The 21,889-nt window shown below is 73.7% G+C and carries 18 protein-coding genes and 1 riboswitch; of the genes, 9 read left to right on the top strand and 9 right to left on the bottom strand.

Annotation, left to right across the window (positions count from 1 at the left end; all coding sequences use genetic code 11):
• Positions 1–12 precede the first annotated feature (12 nt).
• Positions 13–1,104 (top strand): PLP-dependent cysteine synthase family protein, encoded by a 1,092-nt coding sequence (locus tag ACN26Y_RS06005; protein WP_155329323.1) that lies wholly within the window; start codon positions 13–15, stop codon positions 1,102–1,104.
• Between the two features lie 79 nt (positions 1,105–1,183).
• On the opposite strand, the gene ACN26Y_RS06000 is transcribed toward ACN26Y_RS06005, so the two are convergent.
• From ACN26Y_RS06000 to ACN26Y_RS05985, 4 genes are all read right to left on the bottom strand, one after another.
• Positions 1,184–1,804: a putative glycolipid-binding domain-containing protein gene (locus ACN26Y_RS06000; RefSeq protein WP_155333953.1), complete on the bottom strand. Its 621-nt coding sequence runs from the start codon at positions 1,802–1,804 to the stop codon at positions 1,184–1,186.
• A gap of 137 nt (positions 1,805–1,941) precedes the next feature.
• On the bottom strand, positions 1,942–3,534 hold the full coding sequence (locus tag ACN26Y_RS05995) for a DEAD/DEAH box helicase (protein ID WP_196255790.1): 1,593 nt from the start codon (positions 3,532–3,534) through the stop codon (positions 1,942–1,944).
• A gap of 187 nt (positions 3,535–3,721) precedes the next feature.
• Positions 3,722–5,029 (bottom strand): hypothetical protein, encoded by a 1,308-nt coding sequence (locus ACN26Y_RS05990; RefSeq protein WP_422734447.1) that lies wholly within the window; start codon positions 5,027–5,029, stop codon positions 3,722–3,724.
• 132 nt (positions 5,030–5,161) lie between these two features.
• Positions 5,162–6,772: a C40 family peptidase gene (locus tag ACN26Y_RS05985; RefSeq protein ID WP_155329322.1), complete on the bottom strand. Its 1,611-nt coding sequence runs from the start codon at positions 6,770–6,772 to the stop codon at positions 5,162–5,164.
• A 240-nt stretch (positions 6,773–7,012) separates the two neighbouring features.
• Between ACN26Y_RS05985 and mqnE the strand changes: the two genes are divergently transcribed.
• From mqnE to ACN26Y_RS05970, 3 genes are read left to right on the top strand one after another with little or no spacing between them, the layout of a single operon-like run.
• Entirely contained in the window at positions 7,013–8,182 is a 1,170-nt protein-coding gene (mqnE, locus tag ACN26Y_RS05980; protein WP_422734446.1) for an aminofutalosine synthase MqnE, read from the top strand.
• A 23-nt stretch (positions 8,183–8,205) separates the two neighbouring features.
• On the top strand, positions 8,206–8,628 hold the full coding sequence (locus ACN26Y_RS05975; RefSeq protein WP_155329320.1) for a hypothetical protein: 423 nt from the start codon (positions 8,206–8,208) through the stop codon (positions 8,626–8,628).
• A 39-nt stretch (positions 8,629–8,667) separates the two neighbouring features.
• The gene (locus ACN26Y_RS05970; protein WP_155329319.1) at positions 8,668–8,934 is read left to right on the top strand and encodes a DUF4229 domain-containing protein; all 267 of its coding nucleotides are present in this window, start codon (positions 8,668–8,670) and stop codon (positions 8,932–8,934) included.
• Between the two features lie 36 nt (positions 8,935–8,970).
• Here the strand turns inward: ACN26Y_RS05970 and ACN26Y_RS05965 are convergent, their stop codons facing one another.
• On the bottom strand, positions 8,971–10,323 hold the full coding sequence (locus ACN26Y_RS05965; protein WP_422734445.1) for a C39 family peptidase: 1,353 nt from the start codon (positions 10,321–10,323) through the stop codon (positions 8,971–8,973).
• A 216-nt stretch (positions 10,324–10,539) separates the two neighbouring features.
• On the opposite strand from ACN26Y_RS05965, the gene ACN26Y_RS05960 reads away from it, so the two are divergent.
• From ACN26Y_RS05960 to ACN26Y_RS05945, 4 genes are all read left to right on the top strand, one after another.
• Positions 10,540–12,417 carry a M14 family zinc carboxypeptidase gene (locus tag ACN26Y_RS05960; protein ID WP_422734444.1) on the top strand — a complete coding sequence of 626 codons (1,878 nt, stop codon included), beginning with the start codon at positions 10,540–10,542 and terminating at the stop codon, positions 12,415–12,417.
• 170 nt (positions 12,418–12,587) lie between these two features.
• A riboswitch (cobalamin riboswitch) is annotated at positions 12,588–12,649 on the top strand.
• Positions 12,650–12,760: 111 nt separating this feature from the next.
• A complete protein-coding gene (locus ACN26Y_RS05955; RefSeq protein WP_155329316.1) occupies positions 12,761–13,699 on the top strand; it encodes an ABC transporter substrate-binding protein in 939 nt (312 codons plus the stop codon).
• A 32-nt stretch (positions 13,700–13,731) separates the two neighbouring features.
• Positions 13,732–14,835: a FecCD family ABC transporter permease gene (locus tag ACN26Y_RS05950; protein ID WP_155329315.1), complete on the top strand. Its 1,104-nt coding sequence runs from the start codon at positions 13,732–13,734 to the stop codon at positions 14,833–14,835.
• Positions 14,832–15,647, top strand: coding sequence for an ABC transporter ATP-binding protein (locus tag ACN26Y_RS05945; protein WP_422734443.1), 816 nt, complete (start codon positions 14,832–14,834; stop codon positions 15,645–15,647). Before ACN26Y_RS05950 ends, ACN26Y_RS05945 begins: the two co-directional genes overlap by 4 nt.
• A gap of 8 nt (positions 15,648–15,655) precedes the next feature.
• Here the strand turns inward: ACN26Y_RS05945 and ACN26Y_RS05940 are convergent, their stop codons facing one another.
• Both ACN26Y_RS05940 and ACN26Y_RS05935 read right to left on the bottom strand, forming a co-directional pair.
• On the bottom strand, positions 15,656–16,426 hold the full coding sequence (locus ACN26Y_RS05940; RefSeq protein ID WP_155329313.1) for a VOC family protein: 771 nt from the start codon (positions 16,424–16,426) through the stop codon (positions 15,656–15,658).
• Positions 16,427–16,618: 192 nt separating this feature from the next.
• Complete coding sequence (locus tag ACN26Y_RS05935) at positions 16,619–18,385, bottom strand: HelD family protein (RefSeq protein WP_230689143.1); 1,767 nt, start codon at positions 18,383–18,385, stop codon at positions 16,619–16,621.
• 531 nt (positions 18,386–18,916) lie between these two features.
• Here ACN26Y_RS05935 and ACN26Y_RS05930 point away from each other — a divergent pair.
• Positions 18,917–19,768: a menaquinone biosynthetic enzyme MqnA/MqnD family protein gene (locus ACN26Y_RS05930; protein ID WP_155329311.1), complete on the top strand. Its 852-nt coding sequence runs from the start codon at positions 18,917–18,919 to the stop codon at positions 19,766–19,768.
• A gap of 31 nt (positions 19,769–19,799) precedes the next feature.
• On the opposite strand, the gene ACN26Y_RS05925 is transcribed toward ACN26Y_RS05930, so the two are convergent.
• Both ACN26Y_RS05925 and ACN26Y_RS05920 read right to left on the bottom strand, forming a co-directional pair.
• Positions 19,800–20,738 (bottom strand): hypothetical protein, encoded by a 939-nt coding sequence (locus ACN26Y_RS05925; RefSeq protein WP_155329310.1) that lies wholly within the window; start codon positions 20,736–20,738, stop codon positions 19,800–19,802.
• Positions 20,738–21,694, bottom strand: coding sequence for a hypothetical protein (locus ACN26Y_RS05920; protein WP_422734442.1), 957 nt, complete (start codon positions 21,692–21,694; stop codon positions 20,738–20,740). The genes ACN26Y_RS05925 and ACN26Y_RS05920 overlap by 1 nt, the downstream gene beginning before the upstream one ends.
• Between the last annotated feature and the right edge of the window lie 195 nt (positions 21,695–21,889).

The raw sequence follows: 21,889 nt of genomic DNA, 5'->3' as shown, positions 1-21,889 counted from the left end.
TAGGTTTCCCGGGTGACTCATCTCGACCGGTGCGACGAGGCCAGCCGGCGGTGGGTGACCGAGGCGATCGCCACCGTCGAGGCGGACGCGAACCGGTCCGCCGACACCCACCTGCTGCCGTTCCCGTTGCCCCGGGAGTGGGGGATCGACCTCTACCTCAAGGACGAGTCGGTGCACCCGACCGGTTCCCTGAAGCACCGGCTGGCCCGGTCGCTGTTCCTGTACGGGCTCTGTAACGGCTGGATCGGGCCCGGCACCACGATCGTGGAGGCCTCCTCCGGGTCGACTGCGGTCTCCGAGGCGTACTTCGCCCGGATGCTCGGGTTGCCGTTCATCGCGGTGATGCCGGCCTCCACGTCCCCCGAGAAGATCGCGAAGATCGAGTTCCAGGGCGGTCGGTGCCACCTGGTCGACGACCCGGCCAAGGTGGTCGTCGAGGCGCGCTGGCTGGCCGAGGACTCGGCCGGCCACTTCATGGATCAGTTCACGTACGCCGAGCGGGCCACCGACTGGCGGGGCAACAACAACATCGCCGAGTCGATCTTCTCCCAGCTCGCCCTGGAGCGGCACCCCGTACCGGCGTGGGTGGTGGTCGGAGCCGGCACCGGCGGCACCAGCGCCACGATCGGCCGGTACGCCCGCTACCGGCGGCTGCCCACCAAGCTCTGCGTCGTGGACCCGGAGAACTCGGCGTTCTACCCGGCGTGGCAGGCCGCCGACTGGTCGGTGCGCACCGGACGCGGCTCCCGGATCGAGGGGATCGGCCGGCCCACCGTCGAGGCGTCCTTCCTGCCCTCGGTGGTGGACCGGATGGTGCAGGTGCCGGACGCCGCCTCCCTGGCCGCCATGCGGGCCGGCTCGGCCGTCCTCGGCCGGCAGGTCGGCGGCTCCACCGGGACCAACCTGTGGGGCGCGTTCGGGCTGATCGCCGAGCTGCTGGCCGAGGGCCGCACCGGTTCGGTCGTCACGCTGATCTGCGACGCCGGGGACCGCTACGCCGACACCTACTACGCCGACGACTGGGTCGCCGCCCAGGGCCTCGACCTGGCCCCGCACCTGGCCACCGTCGAACGCTTCCTCGCCGACGGCGCCTGGCCCGCCTGACAGCAGCCCGCTCGACGCGGCACGGCCCGGGAACGCCGGGCAGCCTGTTCAGCGCCCGCCGAGCCCGGGGGAATTCCGGTCAGCGCGGCGCGGCCCGCTCCGCGAGTCCCGGGTAGCGCAGCACGTACCCGTCGCCGTCCACGTCCAGTTCGGCGGTGAACGTGTCGCTGGTGAAACGCACCCGGCCGGGGCCCAGTCCCGTGTAGACCTGCTCGGCGGCGACCACCACCAGGCTCGGCACCAGCACCCAGGCGACCGCGATCCGGTGCGGCGTGTCGGCGGGCCCGCCGGCCAGGCCGAGCCGGCGTACCGGCAGGGTGTTGAAGAGCGCCGACCCGCCCAGGTCGACGTCGAGGGCGTCGGCCAGGCGATCCGGGTCGTCGGTGCCCGGCAGGCCGGCGGGCGGCTGACCGGCGGCGGCCAGCGCGGCGTCCAGGTCGCCCTGCTCGGCTGTGGTCACCCGCCACCGGTCGACCGCCCGTTCCAGGCGTACGCTGCGCAGCCAGCCCGACCCCTCGGCCTCCACGACCAGGCTCGTGGTGACCCAGTCCGGATCGGTGCCGAGCTGGTACCGGCACGTGTACGGGATCGGGTCCACGGCGACCTGGGTGCCCCGCGCCGTCAACCCCTGCCCGTCGTCGACGAGGGCGTGCTCGGCGCCGGCGGTGTCGGTCCGGGTCCAGAGGAACGACTTCGGCATCGTCGGCATGAACCGACGCTACGCGACCCGGCGCGGCCGGGCAGCGCAGTCGGCGGCGCGGCCGGTGATCGGATCCGCCGTGGCGTCGGCACGACGGCCGGAGGGTCGCCCCGACGAATCCGATCAGGTCCGGTGCGTCAGTGCCGGCCCGCGGCGGGGCGACCACCGAAGGGCCGGTCACCCGGTCGCCGCTCCGAGCGGCCGTCGACCGGCCGGCCCGGGTGGCGGCGGTCGTCGAACCGCCGGTGGTCGCCGCGCTCGCCGAAGCGGCGATGCTCGCCACGGTCGGCGAAGCGCCGGTCGTCGCCGCGCTCGCCGAAGCGCCGGTCGTCGCCGCGCTCGCCGAAGCGTCGGTGATCGCCACCGGCCGAACGCCGGTCGTCGCCGCGCTCGCCGTACCGCCGGTGGTCGCCGCGCTCGCCGTACCGTCCGTGCTCGGCGCGCTCGCCGTGCCCCCGGTACGCCGGGCGGCGCGGACCGGAGGGGCGGCGCGGCTCGGGCTCGTCGCGGACCGGGACGCCACTCGGCTCGCGGGCGCCGGTCAACTCGGCCAGGGCCGGGTCACCGGCCCGGACCCGGGTCTGCGCCGGCTCGACGCCGGCCTTCTCGAGCATCGCGAGGGTGGTGCGCCGCTGCTTCGGGAGGACCAGGGTCGCCACCGCGCCGGACTCGCCCGCCCGCGCGGTACGCCCCGCCCGGTGCAGGTAGTCCTTCGGGTCCTTCGGCGGGTCGACGTGCAGCACGAGCGAGACGCCGTCGACGTGGATGCCGCGTGCCGCCACGTCGGTGGCGACCAGGACGTTCATCCGGCCCTCGCGGAACTCGGCGAGGGTGCGGGTGCGCATCCGCTGGGTCTTGCCGCCGTGCAGGCCCCCCGCCCGTACGCCGACCGCGGCCAGCTGCTGCACCAGCCGGTCGACGCCGAGCTGGGTACGGGCGAACACCATCGTGCGCCCCTCCCGGGCCGCGATGGACGCGGCGACGGGGAACTTGTCGTGCGGCGGGATCAGCAGGAGGTGGTGGTCCATGGTGGACACGGCCGCCGTCGGCGGGGCGGTGGAGTGGGTCACCGGGTCGGTCATGAACCGCTTGACCAGCGCGTCCACGTCACCGTCCAGAGTGGCCGAGAAGAGCAGGCGCTGCGCGTCGGCGGGGGTCTTCGCCAGCAGCTCGGTCACCTCGGGCAGGAAGCCCATGTCGGCCATCTGGTCCGCCTCGTCCAGCACGGTGACCTCGACGTCCTCGAGGCGGCACACGCCCCGGTCGATGAGGTCCCCGAGCCGGCCGGGGGTGGCCACGACGACCTCCACCCCGCGGCGCAGGGCGTCGATCTGCCGGTCGTACGGCACGCCGCCGACCGCGGTCTTGAGGAACACGCCGACGGCCTTGCCGAGCGGGAGCAGGGCGTCGTTGACCTGCATGGCGAGTTCGCGGGTCGGCACCAGGACGAGGGCGCGCGGGTGCAGGGGCCGGGCCGGCCGCCGGTCGGCCACCCGGGCCAGCAGGGGCAGGCCGAAGGCCAGGGTCTTGCCGGAGCCCGTCTGGCCGCGCCCGAGCACGTCCCGGCCGGCCAGGGCGTCCGGCATGGTGGCGCGCTGGATCTCGAACGGCGTGGTGATGCCCTGCCGGGACAGGGCCCGGACCAGCGGCTGGGGCAGCCCGAGGGCGGCGAAGTCGATCGTGGTGTCGGCGGCGGACGAGGTCGTGCCAGGGTCGAACGAGGTGGTCAAGAAAGGCCTTTCGAGCGGGGCGCATCTTCGCGATGGCCCGCCGCGGCTGCACGCCGCCGGATCGCCCGCAAGACCGCCCATGGGCGCGCGTTGAGGCGCGCCGGGTCAGTGATCTCCACCAGTGTACGGCGGTCCGCCCGGACCGCCACGTCGTCGCGGAGCCGTAGTGGGGCGGCTCACCCGGCCCTCACCGGCTCAGGATGTCGCCCACCAGCCCGTCCATCGCGTCGTTGGCGAGCAGGACGACCAGCACGCTGATCGCCACCAGCAGCCCCACCGACACGGCAAGGACGAGCACCACGCGGGCGTTGCTGGACCGCTCCTCGGCCGGCGTCTCCGTCCAGCCCTGGGCGAGGATGTGCCCGGTGAGGGAACCGGACGTCTCGAGCGGGTTCGCCGGGAAGGCGACGGTGGCGAAGCCCGGCCCGTCCGATCCGGCGCCGTAGATCGAGCCCAGATCGCCCTCGTGCCGGTCCGGCCGGCCGGCCCACGGACCGCCCGCGGGTGCGGTCGGCGGACTGCCGGCGGCGTCGCGCGGGCCGGGAACCGCCGGCGGTGCCGGCACGGCGGCGCGTCCGGTGAGCGGTGCCGGCTGCCCGGCCGCCACGGCGGACCAGGAGGTCGCGGGCGGCGGCGGGAACGGGGGCGACGGCATCGGGCCGGGCGGTGGCGGGGGCGCGGGCACCGGCGGGCCGGGCGGCGGCGCGGGCGGGCCCGGCACGGGCGGGACCGGGCCGGGCGTCGGTCGCGGCGGAATCGGGCCGGGCGGGTACGGACCCGGGGCGGGCGGCGTCGGGCCGGGCACCGGTGGGGTGGGCGACGGCGGGGTCGGCCCGGGGACGGGTGGCGTGGGCGCGGGCGCCGGCTCCGGTTCCGGAACCGGAGGCTTGGGCGGTTGCGCCGGCTCCGGCGGTTGCGCCGGCTCGGGGGGCTCCGGGTTGACCGGCCCGGCCCGGTAGATCCGCGCCTCCCCGGTGGCCGACCGGATGGCCGCCGCCTCGACGGCCGAGACCCGGCTCGCCCCGGGCACCGACACGCTGGCCCGCGCGGCCCGACCATCCTCGGGCACCCCGTCGGCGTGCCCGCCGTCCCGGGCGTCGTCCGGTCCGGTGTCGTCGGCCGCCCGGGGGCCGGGCGCGTCCGGATCGTCGGGGGCCGGTGCCCGTCCGCTGTCCGGGTCGGAAGCGTTGGCGCGCTGGCCGGGAACCGCCGGTGCCGGTACGGCGGCGGAGCCGGTCGCCCGGTAGGTCGTCGCGGCCGTGGCGCTCGGGGCCACGCCGCCCGGAGGCGGGGCGACCGCGGTGGCGACGCTGACCCGCCCACGCGTGGCGGCGGACGCCGCCGACCAGGGTGGGGCCTCGTCTGCGTCGGGGGTCGGGAGGTCACCGGCGGAGTCGGGCACGGAGGTCGTTCCCGGGACGTCGCCGCCCGGCTCGGCGGACCGGCCGGTGAGGTCGGGGGCGGACGGGTCCACCGGGACGTTCTGCTCGGCCATGCTCGCCCTCCGCGCCACGCTCGCACCCGGATCCGTGACGGCGGACCGGGCGTGCCTGAGTCTCACCGTGCCACATTCCGACCCGACCGCACAGCCGGAGTCGGTACCGGACGGCGACCCGTACGCGTCGCGTCAGCTGCCGGTGCTCGCCGACGTGCTGGCCGAGGCGCTGGTCGACGGCGTCGAACTGCTCGCCGCCGTGGTCGGGACGGCGCGGCTGGTCGTCGTCCCCGGCGACGGTGACGAGGGCTCGCTCGCGGGACTCGACGGGGCGCCGGGCTGCGGGGTGGGCGTGCTGCGCGTCGGCGACGGCGTCGGCGAGACCGACCCGGACTGGGTCGCCGACGGCGAGGTGGACGGCGAGGTGGACGGCGAGGTGGACGGCGAGGTGGACGGCGAGGTGGACGGCGAGGTGGACGGCGACGGGGACGTGCTGGGCGACGTCGTGGTCGACGGGGTCGGCCTGGGCGTGGCCGGCGGCGTCGGGGAGGCCGGTGTGGTCGGCGTGGGGGGCGGTGTGGTCGGCGCGGGGACCCCGCCGACGACCCGGGTGGCCGCGTAGAGGCGGGACCAGCGCACCGTCGAGATCTTGACCACGTCGCCGGTGCTCGGGGCGTGGATCATCTTGCCGCCGCCCACGTACATCCCGATGTGGTGGATGCTGGTCCAGCTCGACCCCGAGGCGAAGAAGAGCAGGTCGCCGGGGAGCAGGGCGGTGCGGGCCACCGACCGGTGCCGGGTCGCGAAGTACTGGTCGCGGGAGACCCGCGGGAGGTCGTAGTAGCCGGCCGACCGGTACGCGGCCCAGATGAGGCCCGAGCAGTCGAACCGGTCCGGACCCTCGGCGGCCCACAGGTACGGGTCGCCGAGCTGTGCCTTGGCGTACGCGAGCGCCTTGACCGCGACCGGGTGCGCGGCCAGCCCGTTCGCCGTCTCGTCGGCGATGTAGCCGGCGCCGAGGGCCTGCTCCGCGGCCTCCTGTTGGCGCTCCAGCTCGATCAGCTGCGCCGCGTTGTCCGTGCGCAGCTTGGCGAGCTTCGCCTCCTCGGCGCGCAGCGCCTGCTCGCCCGCCGTGTACGCCGTGCGGGCACCCTGCACCCGGCTCTGCGCGGCCGCGAGGGCCTGCTGGGCGGCCTGCTCGCCGGTGCGGGCCCGGTTGAGCTCGCGGGTCGCGGCGGTGGTGTCCCCGCCCTCGACCTCCTCGCCACGGGTGATCCGGGAGAGCTGGCTCAGGTCGTGCAGGTCGGTCGCGAACTCGGCGGGCGGCAGCGCCGCGGCGGCCTTGATCGCGTCGGCGACGGCGCTGTCGGCCCGCTCCTGGGCCCGGGCCAGCGCGTCCCGCGCCAGGGCGAGGTCCCGCTCGGCGGTGACGAGCTGCGCCTCGCCCTCGGTGCGCTTCTGCCGCAACAGGAGCAGCTCGTCGCCGAGCTGGCCGACGCGCGCCTCGGCGGCGTAGATCTGCGCGGCGAGCGGGCCGTTGACGAGGTTGGTGACAGGCGTGCCGACGGCACCGGGCGTGGGGACGAGCGGCACGCCGCCGGGCAGGCTGAGCGGGCCGGACACGACCGGGCGGGCGCCCGCGTCCGGCACGGTGGTGGGCAGGGCCGGCTCGGCGTAGGCGGGGGTGCACAGCACGGCGGCGGCGACGGCCCCGAGGAGGGCGGACCAGAGCTTCGGCCGGAGCACCGGTGAGATCACCGGACTCCGTCGACCCGGCCGTCGTCCGTACCTGCTGTCGGCCATTCCGCTCCCTGTCCGGTGCTTTGCCGCGCTTGGTGCGCGTGGCGCCAGGACGCTACCAGTGGTGTGTGTCGCGCCCCACCCTGTCTTACCGCACGCGGGCAGCGATGTCGATGTGTCGCCGGGTTACGGGTCGCTGAGAACGCGGTGAAGTGCGTCGCTGCCCGCCGACCGCGCTGCCGCCGGTTCGGCCGGCCGACGTAGGCTCGATCGGGACCGCAGGTGGAAGGGACGTGGCTGGACATGGACGCCGGACTCAAGCGTGAGCTCGAAGCGAAGGTGTACGCCGGCGAGCGGCTGACCCGGGAGGACGGGATCGCGCTCTACGAGAGCGACGACCTCGCCTGGCTGGGCCGGCTGGCGCACCACCGCCGCACCGAGCTGAACGGCGACCGGGTGATGTTCAACGTCAACCGGCACCTCAACCTGACCAACGTGTGCAGCGCGAGCTGCGCGTACTGCTCGTTCCAGCGCAAGCCGGGTGAGAAGGACGCGTACACGATGCGCATCGACGAGGCGGTCCGCAAGGCCAAGGAGATGGAGGACGAGCAGCTCACCGAGCTGCACATCGTCAACGGCCTGCACCCGACGCTGCCCTGGCGCTACTACCCGAAGGTGCTGCGCGAGCTGAAGGGCGCCCTGCCGAACGTCAAGCTGAAGGCGTTCACCGCGACCGAGGTGCAGTGGTTCGAGAAGATCAGCGGCCTCTCCGCCGACGAGATCCTCGACGAGCTGATGGACGCCGGCCTGGAGTCGCTGACCGGTGGCGGCGCGGAGATCTTCGACTGGGAGGTCCGGCAGCACATCGTCGACCACGCCTGCCACTGGGAGGACTGGTCGCGGATCCACCGGCTGGCGCACAGCAAGGGCATGAAGACGCCGTCGACCATGCTGTACGGGCACATCGAGGAACCCCGGCACCGGGTCGACCACGTGCTGCGGCTGCGCGAGCTCCAGGACGAGACCGGCGGCTTCGTGGTCTTCATCCCGCTGCGCTACCAGCACGACTTCGTCGACTCGGCGGACGGCAAGATCCGCAACCGGATCCAGGCCCGCACGACGATGGCGTCGCCGGCCGAGTCGCTGAAGACCTTCGCCGTCTCCCGGCTGCTCTTCGACAACGTCCCGCACGTGAAGTGCTTCTGGGTGATGCACGGCCTGTCGGTCGCCCAGCTCTCGCTGAACTTCGGGGTGGACGACCTGGACGGCTCGGTCGTGGAATACAAGATCACCCACGACGCCGACGCGTACGGCACGCCGAACACCATGCACCGCGACGACCTGCTGCACCTGATCTGGGACGCCGGCTTCCGCCCGGTCGAGCGGAACACCCGCTACGAGGTGGTGCGCGAATACGACGCCGCGCCGACGCTGGCCGAGCGGCGTGCCGAGCCGCAGCAGGTCTGGGCCTGAGCGCCGCGTACCCTCTTAGGGCCATGACCGAGCAGCAGAGCGGCTTTCCCCGGCGCGACGCCGACGGGCGCATCCTGACCCTGGGCGATCTGCTCGGGGTCAGTCTGGCCGGCCTGGTCGTCGGGCTGCTGGCGGTGGTGCTCTTCGACTGGGCCTTCGCCTCGTTCGGCGCCGGGGAGTTCGGCCGGGCCAACGGGTGGCTGGCGGTGATCCTGCCGGTGTGGCTCTACTGGGAGGACTTCCGCGCCTGGGAGTTCGGCGCCGCCCGGATCGTGACCGCGCTGGCCGCCGGCGCGGTGGCGGTGACGGCGGGGCTGGTGGTGGCCGGCCTGGCCGCCGGGCTGCCGCCGCTGCTGTCCGGCGCGCTGGGCGCGGCGGCCTTCACCGTCGCGTACGCGGTGGTGTGGTTCCCCGGCGTGCGGTGGCTGGCCCGCCGGACGGGCTGAGGCCGCCGCCCGACCGGCGGCGGAGAACGGAGTACGCAGATGAGCGCGGCGGTCAAGTACACGCTGGGCCGGATCGGGCTGTTCGTCATCGTGCTGGCGGCCCTCTGGTTCGTCGAGATGAACCTGTTCCTCAAGCTGATGCTGGCCCTGGTGTTCTCGGCGGCCGCCTCCTTCTTCCTGCTGAGGGGCTGGCGGGACGAGATGGCCGAGGAGATGGCCGCCGCCGCCGAGCGGCGCCGCTCCGAGAAGGAACGCCTCCGGTCCGCCCTGGCCGGCGAGGACGAGGAGCCGAGGAACAACCCCTGACCGGGAGGGCGCCGGTGCCCTCCCGGGCGGGGTCCGTCACCAGTTGGTGCTGCCCGGCACGTGCGGCCAGGGCAGACGTTCGGGCTTGATCAGGTAGGCCACCCCGCCGGAGCCGCCGGAGACGCCGCCGCTGGCGTTGATCCGCTTGGTCCGCAGCCAGATCTGCTCGAACTGCTCCCGCTGGTAGACGTTGCGGACCTCGTCGTTGCTGGACGAGGCGGGGTCGTTGACGATCACGTCACCGTCGGCGGTGAACCCGACCACCACGAACAGGTGCCCGGACGTGCCGTAGTTGGCCCCGTCCAGTTCGCTGGCGAGGAACGACTGGCTGGTCACCACCGGGATGCCGGCGGCGATGAAGCGCTCCACCTCGTCCAGGGAGTGCAGCCGGGTGACCCGCCCCTCCAGGCCCGGGAAGCTGGCGGCGTACGCGGTGTTGAACGGCCAGTTCCCGGCGCCGTCGTAGGTGTGGTCGTAGACCATCCGGGCGGCGTGGTTGACCGTCGGGTCCGGGTATGTCGGGTCCACCCAGGCGGTGTCCTCCTCGGACGCCTTCCGGCCCCAGTACTCGATCACCATGGTGGTGGAGGTGGGGGAGCACCAGGCCTGGCCGCCGCCGTCGTACTCCGGGTAGTGGCCGGTGTGGACGTTCTGCGAGTAGCGCGGCACCGGCAGTTCGACACCCCAGGCGATGCCGCCGGCGCTCGGCGTGACGGTGAACCGGTCCGGGACGAAGGAGCTCATCGCGCCGAGCGTGCGCACCAGCGGCGTGGCCTGCTGGCCGGGCGCCCGGTAGAGGGTGAGCCGCAGCTGGTACGAGCGCAGCAGCACCCCGGCGTCGGCGTCGTCGATGCTGAAGGTGTCGGTCCAGATGGTCGACCAGGGGTCACCCTGCCGGTTCACGCTGGTGCGCTTGATGTCGGCGTCGCCGGAGGCCCACCGGCCCATGACGTACCAGGGGGTCTGCCCACCGGTGTTGTACGTGCCCTGCAGCTCGATCTGGATCCAGGTGCCGGCCGGGGTGTCCGCGTTCCACGAGGCGACGAGTTCGCTGGCGTCGAAGCCGACCCGCGTCGACGGGGAGGTCCAGGTCGCGTACTCCCAGGTGCGGGTGACGCCGGTGTGCGGGTCGGTGTACTGCGTGGTGCCGGCCGGGCGGGCCAGGGTGAGGCCGGGGCGTGCGCCGGGCACGGCCCGGGTTCCGGCGTGGCTGCCCCGACGCCAGTCCGGGTACCGCGACCACTCGTGGAAGGTGATCTGCTCGTCGTGGACGGCCGGCCGGCCGGCCGGTGCCGCGACCGGCGTCGCGTGGGCGGGTGTCGTCGTGCCGAGGAGGGCGAGCGCCGTGAGGCCGGCGAGTGCGGCGGCGCGGAGGCGTGGTCTGGGCATCGGTACTCCACGGGAGAGGTGGGCATCGTTGCCGGTCAGTGTCCCGCCCGGAAGTAAGTTTCGCCATAGGTTGGTGGATAGAAAATCCTTGCCGGAATGAGGATCCGGCTGACATGGAAAGTAGAGATGGACGGATGTTGATATGACCATGTGGCGGGTGGTGGAGTGTGCTCCACCGAGCGGGAAAGATCTCCCGCGCCTCCCAGGAGGTTGTCCATGGCCTTCCGCACCCCCACCCTCCGCCGCCGCCTCGCCCTCGCCATCGCCGCGGGGCTCGGCCTGCTCACCCTCGCCGCGCCGCCGGTCTCCGCGGAACCGGCCCCGGACCGCTCCGGAGAACCGGCCGCCGTGCCCTACCGGGTGCTCGGCCCGCGTACGCTCGCCGACCGCAGCGCGGTCGCCCGCACCGGCGCCTCGATCGACTACTCCGAACACGGCGTCCTGCACGTCTCGGCCACCCGCGCCGAGGCTGCCGCCATCACCCGGCTCGGCTTCCGGTTGGAGGCGGTCGCGGCACTGCCCACCGACCGGGGCGCCGCCGACGGGGAGATCGGCACCCTCGACTTCCCGCCCGCCGACTCCAACTACCACAACTACGCCGAGCTGACGGCGGCCGTGAACAAGGTCGTGGCCGACCACCCGACCATCGCCCGGAAGATCAGCATCGGCAGCTCGTACGAGGGCCGCGACCTGATGGCGGTGAAGATCTCCGACAACGTCGCCACCGACGAGGACGAGCCGGAGATCCTCATCAACGCGCAGCAGCACGCCCGGGAGCACCTCACCGTCGAGATGGCGATCTACCTGCTCAACCTGTTCACCGACAGCTACGGCACCGACTCCCGGGTCACCAACGTGGTCAACAGCCGCGAACTCTGGATCGTGCCCACGGTGAACCCGGACGGCAGCGAGTACGACGTCGCCACCGGCTCGTACCGCTCCTGGCGGAAGAACCGGCAGCCGAACAGCGGCTCGTCGTACGTCGGGACCGACCTCAACCGCAACTGGTCCTACCAGTGGGGCTGCTGCGGCGGCTCCTCCGGCTCCACCTCGTCGGACACCTACCGGGGCCCGTCGCCGTTCTCGGCGCCGGAGACAAGCGCGCTCCGCAACTTCGTCAACGGCCGGGTCGTCGGCGGCGTGCAGCAGATCAAGGCCAACATCGACTTCCACACCTACTCCCAGCTGGTGCTGTGGCCGTTCGGCTACACGTACAACAACACCGCCCCGGGCATGACCACCGACCAGTACAACACCTTCGCCACCATCGGCCAGCAGATGGCGGCCACCAACGGCTACACCCCGGAGCAGTCCAGCGACCTCTACATCGCCGACGGCACCAGCATCGACTGGATGTGGGGGCAGCACGGCATCTGGGCGTACACCTTCGAGATGTACCCGGGCTCGGCCTCCGGTGGCGGCTTCTACCCGCCCGACGAGGTAATCGGGCGGGAGACCTCGCGCAACCGCGACGCGGTGCTGATCCTCGCCGAGTACGCCGACTGCCCGTACCGGGCGATCAACAAGCAGGCGCAGTACTGCGGCGGCGGTGGCGGCACCACGGTCTGGTCGGACACCTTCGAGACCGCGACCGGCTGGACGATCAACCCGAACGGGACCGACACCGCCACCACGGGCCAGTGGGAGCGGGGCGCCGCACAGGCCACCACCTCCAGCGGGGCCAAGCAGCTCACCCCGTACGCGGGCAGCAACGACCTGGTCACCGGCCGGCTGGCCGGCACCGGGGCGGGCGACTACGACATCGACGGCGGTGTCACCAGCGCCCGCTCCCCGGCGGTGACCCTGCCGTCGAGCGGCACGCTGACGCTGTCGCTGGCCTGGTACCTGGCACACGGCTCGAACGCGTCCTCCGCGGACTACCTGCGGGTCAGCGTCGTGCACAACGGCGGCACCACCACCCTGCTCAACCAGGCCGGCGCGGCTACCAACCGCAACGGCTCCTGGGCGGTGGCGAACCTCAACCTGACCCCGTACGCCGGCCAGTCCGTCCGCATCCACGTGGAGGCGGCGGACGCCTCCGGGGCGAGCCTCGTCGAGGCGGCCGTGGACAACCTCACCATCACCGCCTCCTGAGAACGGATCGGGGCCCCGTCCCGCCCCCCGGCGGGGCCCCGACCCCCTCTCGTCACAGGCCCGCGGCCAGCGGCGAGAGCGGTCCGGAGCGTGCGCTACCGTGCTAGTGCCTGTCCTCCCACGTGCCACCCGGCCCGTGCGGACCGGCACTACGACCACCCCGCAGCGAAGCCGGTGGGAAACCGGCGCTGTCCCGCAACTGTGATGCCCCGAGATCCGGGGACGAGCCAGGTCGCCTGCGCTGGGGGTCGCGAATCGCGCTCTCGAGGAAGGGCGCCTCGCGGACGGGCGCACCCGCTCCCTGTCGGCGAAGCACCACGCTCCTCGACCGACAGGAGGACCGATGTCCAGACGTACCCCCCGGCTCTTCGCCGCGACCCTCGCGGTGGCCGCGCTCGCCCTCGGCGCCTGCGCCGAGAAGACCTCCGACACCCCCGCGGCCGGCGGCAGCCCGTCGGCCGCCGCCTCGTACCCGGTGACGGTCGGCTCGCTCACCCTCGACCAGCGGCCGGAGAAGATCGTCTCGCTGTCGCCCACCGCCACCGAGATGCTCTTCGCGGTCGGTGCCGGCAAGCAGGTGACCGCCGTCGACGACAACTCCAACTATCCGGCCGAGGCACCGAAGACCGACCTGTCCGGCTTCCAGCCGAACGCCGAGGCCATCGCCGCCAAGAGCCCCGACCTGGTGGTGCTCTCCGACGACCGCAACAAGGTCGTCGAGCAGCTGGCCAAGCTGAAGATCCCGGTCTTCCTCACCCCGGCCGCGACCACCCTCGACGACACCTACCGCCAGATCACCGAGCTGGGCACCCTCACCGGGCACCCGGCCGAGGCCGCCGACGTGGTCAAGCGGATGAAGGACGACATCGCGAAGCTGGTCGCCGACCTGCCCAAGCGGTCCGAGAAGCTCACCTACTTCCACGAGCTGGGACCGGAGCTGTACACGGCCACCAGCAGGACCTTCATCGGCTCGCTCTACACCCTCGCCGGGCTGGAGAACATCGCCGACCCCGCCGACCCGGACGGCAAGAGCGGCGGCTACCCGCAGCTCTCCCAGGAGGTCATCGTCAAGGCGAACCCGGACTTCGTCTTCCTCGCCGACACCAAGTGCTGCCAGCAGAGCGCGGACACGGTCAAGGCCCGGCCCGGCTGGGCCGCGATCACGGCGGTGAAGAACAACCAGGTCGTCGCGCTGGACGACGACATCGCCTCGCGCTGGGGCCCGCGCGTCGTCGACCTGCTGCGCACGATCATCGACGCGACTGCCAAGGTGCCTGCGTGACGCTCTCGCGGCGTTAACAGGGGACCCTTTCCATGCAGCAGGCGTTAACAAGGGGCCCTTCCTTCCGGCCGGCCGGGGCGCCGCAGGTGTCCCGGCCGGCCGGGCTGCGGGCGCGGTGGGTCGTGGCTGGCGTGGCCGCGGTGGTGGTCGCGCTGGTCGCGGGCGTGTCGCTCGGCCCGGTCAGCCTGCCGCCGGGCAGCGTCGCGGTCGAGCTGCTCAACCTTCTTCCCGGGGTACGCCTCGACAGCGGGCTGACCGAGCGGGAGATCGCCATCGTCACCGAGCTGCGGCTGCCCCGGGCCGTGCTCGGCCTGCTGGTCGGGGGACTGCTCGCCCTGGCCGGCGGCGCCTACCAGGGCGTGTTCCGCAACCCCCTCGCCGACCCGTACCTGCTCGGCGCAGCCGCCGGGGCCGGTCTCGCGGTCACCGTCGTGATCACCGCCGGGGTGGGTGCCGGCGGTGCGCTGACCGGGCTGCCGGTCACCGTCCCGCTGGCCGCGTTCGTCGGCGCGATCGGGGCGGTCGTCATGACGTACCTGCTCGGCGCCGCCGGCGGCCGGAGCCGTTCCCCGGCGGCGCTGATCCTGGCCGGGGTGGCCGTCTCCGCGTTCCTCTCCGCCGGGCAGACGTACCTGCTGCAACAGAACTCGGACAACATCCAGCAGGTCTACTCGTGGCTGCTCGGGCGGCTCGCCACCGCCGGCTGGCACGACGTCCGGCTGGTCCTGCCGTACTTCCTGCTCACCGCCGTGGTGGTGCTGATGCACCGCCGTGAGCTGGACGTGCTCTCCGTCGGCGACGACGAGGCGACCGGCCTGGGCCTGCACCCGCAACGGTCCCGGTACCTGCTGATCGTCGCCGCCTCGCTCGGCACCGCCGCTGCGGTCTCCGCGTCCGGGCTGATCGGTTTCGTCGGGATCATCGTCCCGCACACCGTACGGCTGCTCGCCGGCTCCAGCTACCGGGTGATCCTGCCGCTGTCGCTGCTCTTCGGCGGGGCGTTCCTGGCGCTGACCGACGTGGTGGCCCGGACGGCCGCCGCCCCGGAGGAGATTCCCATCGGTGTGGTCACCGCCCTGCTGGGCGGCCCGTTCTTCGTCCTGGTCCTGCGCACCACGCGACGGATGCTCGGATGACCGGCCCACCGCGCGGCTCCGACCTGCCCGCCGGCGCCGGGGCGCCCGCCGTCGAGGTGCGTGACCTGCACGTCCGTCTGGACGGCGTGCCGATCCTCGGCGGTGTCGACCTGACCGTCGCCGCCGGCGAGTGGGTCACCGTGATCGGCCCCAACGGCGCCGGCAAGTCGACCCTGCTGCGGGCCGTCGGCGGCCTGCTGCCCGCCCCGGGCGCGGTCACCCTCTTCGGTACGCCCATCCAGGCGATGCGCCGCCGTGACCGGGCCCGGGTGGTGGCCACCGTGGCGCAGTCCCCGGTGGTGCCGCCCGGCATGTCGGTGCTGGACTACGTGCTGCTCGGCCGTACCCCCTACATCCCGCCGCTGGGCCGGGAGTCCGCCGCCGACGTGGCCGCCGCGCACGACGTCCTCGACCGGCTGGACCTGGCCGGCTTCCACACCCGGGAGCTGGCCACCCTCTCCGGCGGCGAGCGGCAGCGGGTCTTCCTGGCCCGGGCGCTCGCCCAGGGCGCCACCCTGCTGCTGCTGGACGAGCCGACCAGCGCCCTGGACATCGGCCACCAGCAGGAGGTCCTCGAACTGGTCGACCAGCTCCGGCGCGAGCACGGCCTGACCGTGCTCGCCACCATGCACGACCTCTCCATCGCCGGCGAGTACGCCGACCGCATGGTGCTCCTCGCCGACGGCCGCGTCGCCGCCACCGGCACCCCCCGCGACGTCCTGACCGAAAAGCTGCTGTCCCGCCACTACCGCGCCACGGTCAAGGTCGTCGAGGGCGACCACGGCCCGCTGGTCGTCCCCGTCCGCCGCTGACGCCACGGTCAGGGTCGCGGCGGCAGGGCTATCGCGTTGAAGAGGGCTCCCTGGGGGTCGCGGAGGGCGGTGTAGCGGCCGGCCGGGATGTCGCGCGGGGGCACCAGGACCGAGCCGCCCAGGGCGGCGGCGCGGGCGGCCGCCGCGTCGGCGTCGGCCACCCCGAAGTAGACCGACCAGTACGCGGGCGTGTCGGCCGGGAAGTCACCCAGCGGCACGGTCATCCCGGCCACGATCCGGGCGCCGAGCCGCCAGGCGGTGTGGGCGGCGGCCGACTCCCCCGCCTGACCGTCCGGATGCCAGCCGAAGACCAGCTCGTAGAAGACCTTCGCGCCGTCCGGGTCCGGGGTGACCAGCTCGGTCCAGCTCATCGCGCCGGGGACACCGAAGACCTCCCCGCCCGGCATCGCCATCGGCTGCCACACGCTGAAGGTCGCGCCCGCCGGGTCGCTGAACACCGCCATCCGGCCCCGGTCCAACACCTCGAAGGGTGGCACCACCACCTGCCCACCGGCCCGCTCGACGCGCCCGGCCACCAGGTCGGCGTCGTCGGTGGCGACGTACACCGACCAGATGGGCACCTGGTCGGGGATCGCCGGTGGCCCCGCCCCGGCCACCGCCCGGCCGTCCAGGAGGAAGACCGTGTAGCCGCCCGCCTCCGGCTCCGGCGCGATCTGTCCGGTCCAGCCGAACAGCTCCGGGTAGAAGCGCCGCGCGTCGGCGAGATCCGGCGTGGCAAGGTCGGTCCAGCACGGCGTACCCGACGGGACGGTGCTCACGTCGACCCCTCTCGGCCCGGGGACGGCCACCGGCGGCGCGCCCTGTCGGCATCGTGGCACCGCCGGTGCCCGGTCCGGCGTACGAACGGGCGAAACGTCCACTGAACCGGCGACCCGCGCACGTCCGCTTCGCCCCGCCCGACGCGGTCCGGGGCGGCGCCGGCGCCGGCCGGCACCGCCCCGGTGAACGCCCTAGTCGCCCAGCAGCGGTGCGGGCAGGGGCGCGGTGTGCAGCACCGCCAGCCGGGACACCGCCCGGGTGAGCACCACGTAGAGGCGGTGCAGGCCGCGTGGCTCCGCCGCGACGATGGCCGCCGGCTCGACGACGATGACGTGGTCGTACTCGAGGCCCTTCACCACCGTCGCGGGCACCACCGTGACGCGCGCGGCGGCCGTCGGGTCGTCGGCGGTCGCGGTCTCGATCCCGGCGCCGGCGAGCGCCGCCCGCAGCCCGTCGACCGCGGTGTCCGCCGCGATCACGGCCACCGAGCCGTCGTGCGCGAGCGCCGCCCGTACCTCGGCCACCGTCGCCGCCGGCAGTTCCCCGACGGTACGCACCTCCAGCGTGCCATCCCGACGCAGCGACTCGGCCGGGGGTACGTCGACCGCGAGCGACGGCAGCAGCCGGTTGGCGAACGCGACCACGGCGGCGGGCACCCGGAAGCCGACGGTCAGCGGCACCACCACCGCGTCCGGCTTGCCCAGGTGCCGCAGCGTCTCCCGCCAGTCCCGGGCGGCCCACGGCGCGGTGCCCTGGGCGAGGTCGCCGAGCAGGGTGATCGAGCCGTGCTCGCTGCGCCGCGCGATGGCCCGGCACTGCATCGGGGAGAGGTCCTGCGCCTCGTCCACCACCACGTGCCCGTAGCCGGCCGGCCGCTCGATCAGGCCGGCGGCCTCGTCGACGAGGACCGCGTCGGCGGCCGTCCAGCGCGTAGCCCTCGCCGTGCGGCCCACCCTGGTCCCGGACGCCGCCAGCAGGGCCTGCTCCTCGGCGCTGAGCAGGCCGTCGGCGGCGATGGCCAGGCGCTGCGGGTCGGCGTACAGCTCGTGCAGCAGCCCGTCCGGGGTGAGCGCCGGCCAGACCTCGTCGAGGAAGGCGGTCACCGGCCGGGATCTCGCCGTCCGGCGCAGCCAGGCGTCGCTCGGTGACTCGGCCCGCCGGGCCTCCGCCTGCCGTTGCAGCAGGCCCACCACCCGGGCGCGGACCCGCTCCCGGCCGACCGCGTACGGCAGCCCCTCCCGGCGGGTCTCCCCGATCACCCGGTGCAGCGGCTCCAGCCCGATCCGCCAGCGGAACGAGCCGTCCGAGACCACGATCGGCTCGGTCGGCTCGCCGACGTGCGCGGCCACCGCCCGGCGCAGCACGTCGGCCATCCGCGCGTCGTGCTTGACGGCCGCGACGGCCGGGTCGTCGACCGCGCGGACCGGCACCCGTTCGACCAGGTCCTCCACCGTGGCCTGCTCGACCTCCACCTCACCGAGGGCCGGCAGGACCGCCGCGATGTACGACAGGAAGGCCCGGTTCGGCCCCACGATCAGCACACCGGAGCGCCGCAGCCGCTCCCGGTGCAGGTAGAGCAGGTACGCGGCCCGGTGCAGGCCGACGGCGGTCTTCCCGGTGCCCGGTGCCCCCTGCACGCAGATGGAGTCGGCCAGGTCGGCCCGGACCAGTTCGTCCTGCTCGGGCTGGATGGTGGCGACGATGTCCCGCATCGGCCCGACGCGGGGGCGTTCGATCTCGGCGGTGAGGATCCGGCTGGCCGTGCCCAGCTCCTCGCCACGGTCCAGGTGCTCGTCCTCGAAGCTGGTCAGCACCCCGCTGTTGAACCCGAACCGTCTGCGTACCGCCACGCCCTGCGGGTCCCGCGCGCTGGCCCGGTAGAAAGACCGGGACACCGGGGCGCGCCAGTCCAGCACCAGCGGCTCGCCGCGGTCGTCGGTCACGTGGCGCCGCCCCACGTGGTAGCGCCGCCCGGCGTGGTCCCGGTCGGCGTCCCCGAAGTCGAGCCGGCCGAAGAACAGCGGCGTGGTCGGGTCGTCGGCCAGCTCGGCGACCCGCCGGGCCAGGTGCCGGCCGAGCTGCTCGGCCGTGTACGCGTCGCCGGCGACGCTGTCACCGGTGGCGAAGAGCGCCTCGGCGCGTTCGCGCATCCGCCGCAGGGCGGCGCGGGAGGTGTCCAGGTGTTCGCGCTCCGCGGCGAGGTCCTGGTCGAGAGCGAGGTCGGCTGCGGTCACGGTGACTTCCCTTGCGGTCATCGCTGATCGCTCGCGTGTCCGGGGGCGGATGGCCGGCGCCCGGCGCGGGGACGTCCGGTGCGGTGCGAAGCTCACCTCGGCCGTCAAGCGGCCTGCAAGCCTACGCCGCACGACCGGGGCGCTCCATCGAATTACGGACTCGCCGGCCGGTAGCGGGCGGCCGGTGGCTGCGGTCTTGGCCACTCCCACCCCGCCCGGCGCGCCGGTCCAGGTGGTGGGGGATACGGTCAGGTAATGGTCGAGCACGTCGCGCGCCCCCGGGTCGGGCACATCCAGTTCCTCAACTGCCTGCCGATCTACTGGGGGCTGATGCGCTCCGGCGCCCTGATCGACGTCGACCTGCACAAGGACTCGCCGGACCGGCTGAGCGCCGCCCTGGTCGCCGGCGACCTGGACATCGGCCCGATCACGCTGGTGGAGTACCTGAAGCACGCCGACGACCTGCTGCTCCTGCCCGATCTGGCGGTGGGCAGCGACGGTCCGGTGCTGTCGGTCAACATCGTGTCCACCCGGCCGCTGGCCGACCTCGACCACGGCCGGGTCGCGCTCGGGTCGACGTCGCGGACCGGCGTGCTGCTGGCGCAGTTGTTGCTGGCCGAGCGGTACGGGGTGAACCCGGAGTACTTCCGCTGCCCGCCCGACCTGACCCAGATGTTGCTGGAGGCGGACGCGGGCGTGCTGATCGGGGACGTGGCGTTGCGCGCCATGTACGAGGCCCCCCGCGGTGGCCTCACGGTCACCGACCTCGGGCAGGCCTGGCGCGAGTGGACCGGGCTGCCGATGGTGTTCGCCGTCTGGGCGGTACGCCGGGACTTCGCCGCGGCCCATCCGGGCCTGGTGAAGGAGGTCCACGAGGCGTTCCTGCGGTCCCGGGACCTCTGTCTCGGAGAGTTGGACCAGGTCGCCGAGGCCGGCGCCCGCTGGGAGCCCTTCGACGCGGCGACCCTGGCCACCTACTTCCGCGTCCTCGACTTCAGCCTGGGTGACCGGCAGGTTGCCGGTGTCCGCGAGTTCGCCCGCCGCGCCGCCGCCAGCGGGGCCACCCCCGAACTTCCCGCCACCGGCCCGGCCTTCTTCACGGGCTGAGGCTCCCGGCGGGGCTGAGAACCTCGGCGCGCTACGGGCGGACCAGAAGGGCTGCCGTGATCTTCTGGCAGTTCTGCATGCCGTACTCGTAGCCCTTCTCGATCGGGTAGCGCAGCATCACGCCCATCGTCCAGGTGTCGCCGATGGCGAGGCAGTTGACGTGGTTCTCCTGCTCGCGGGTGCGGTCGACCCAGCCGTTCTTGATCGCGATGGTCGTGCGCTCGGCCGCCGGGAACGCCTTGCGGATGCCGAAGTCGCCGGTGCCGCGGACCAGCCGCATCTCGTCGAGCAGCCACTCCGTCCACTCCGGCCCGGCGGCGCGGCCGTCGGCGATGCACGCCCCGAGGCGGGCGGTGTCGCGGGGCGAGAGGTTCGTCCGGCTCCAGCCGCCGTCACTGGCGACGCTGCTGTCGGTCAGCTCGCAGGTGGACAGCAGCCGCTTGATCGAGGCCGACCCGTCGAGGCTGTTGTAGAACTTCTGCGTACGCGTGTTGTCGCTGTCCCGGATGATCTTCGTGGCGTCGGCTAGCTTCGCGTCGCTCGGCGTGTCGCCCGCCTCGGCGGTGCGCCGCAGGTAGTCGGCCACGATCCAGGACTTGATCAGCGACGCGGTGGTGCTGGTCTCGTCCATGTTGTCCGAGCCGATGATCTCGCCGGTACGCCGGTCCAGCACGCTCCAGGAGTACCAGCCCTCGATGCCGAGATCGTCGAGATCCTGTGCCGCGAAGGGGAGCGGCTCCAGGGAGGGGCTGGGCGACGGCGGGGGCCGGTCGCGGCGGTCGGTGGACGCACCGGTCCCGCGGTCCGCCGGTACGGTCGGCTCGCCCCACCGGGCGGCTGCCCGGGACTCGAACGGCGAGCCGGGCAGCAGGCGCAGCGACACGACCACGAGTCCGATCAGGACGACCGCGACCAGGATCAGCCCTCCGACCGGCCCTGCGCCGCGCTTTCTGCGGCGCTGACGGGACATCAGAGCTTCCCGGCCGGCTGTTGCGGCACCTTGAGAGCGGCGCCGGGCTGCGGGGTGACGAGCTGGGCGGCGACGGTCGCGCAGACCTGCGAACCGTAGTCGAGCCCGCTCTTCCGGGGGTAGCGCAGCATGACGGCGAGGCTCCACCGGTCGGTCAGGGCGAGGCAGTTGACGTGCCAGTTGCCGTCGTAGTTGAGCTCCGTCCACCCGTTTTTCATGCTGACCGGGCCCTGGCTGGTGATCGAATCGGGCAGGCCGTCGATGATGCCCCACCGGCCGCCGCCGGAGCGGGTCTTCTGGTCCTTGGCGGCGGTCGTGCCGCGGACCTTGCTCATCTCGTCGAGCAGGTACGTCGTCCACTTCGGCCCGGCGGCCTTGCCGTCGCCGAGGCAGTCGCCGAGCCGGACCGCGTCGCGGGGCGACATCTGGGTGAAGCTCCACCAGCCGACGTATCCCGGCACCTTGCCCGGCTTGGTGTCGGTGAGGCCGCAGGTCTTGATCATCCGGCTGATGGTGGCCGACTTCCCGACCGCCGCGTAGAGGGCGTTCGCCGCGTCGTCGTTGCTGTCCCGGATGGCGGTGGTGATGTTCTTCTTCATCGCCGCCGAGGGCGCCTTCTCGCCGAGTTGATTCAGGTAGTCCGCGGCGAACCACGCCTTGATCATCGACTCGGTCGAGCTGGTGGCGGTCATGTTCCTCGCGCCGGAGATCGTGCCGCTCTCGCGGTCCATCAGGGCCCAGGAGAAGAACTCGCCCTTGAAGGCCACCGACACCGGCGCGGCCGCCAGGGTGGGCGGTGGCGGCGTGGTGGGGGCGGGGGCCGCGACGCTTCCGGCGCCGCCGCCCGCGCCGCCGCCGTCGCCGTCGGAGAGCCGGGCGTACGCGGCGGGCACGAGCAGGGCACCACCGAGGAGGACCGCCACGACGGCGAGCACCAGGGTCACGCGGGATCGCATGAGTGGGTGAGCTCCAGATGTCAGGGCCGGGGGGACCGGCTGCGTTGTCCGGACGGATCGGGTCGCCGAGGCCGGGGGTGGCGGCCTCTCGGGTGACCGTCGGGAACCGATCGCTGTGCCGGGGGAAGTCTACGTCCGGATCCGCGACCCGCCGAGATGTGACACCTGGCAACTTGCCATGAAGGCGGGGTGTTC

Origin of the sequence: Micromonospora sp. WMMD558, from assembly GCF_049315255.1 — a bacterium.
In the GTDB taxonomy this organism is placed as follows: domain Bacteria; phylum Actinomycetota; class Actinomycetes; order Mycobacteriales; family Micromonosporaceae; genus Micromonospora.
The sequence above is the reverse complement of the archived record's forward strand: the minus strand, read 5'-3'. Positions and strand labels throughout refer to the sequence as shown.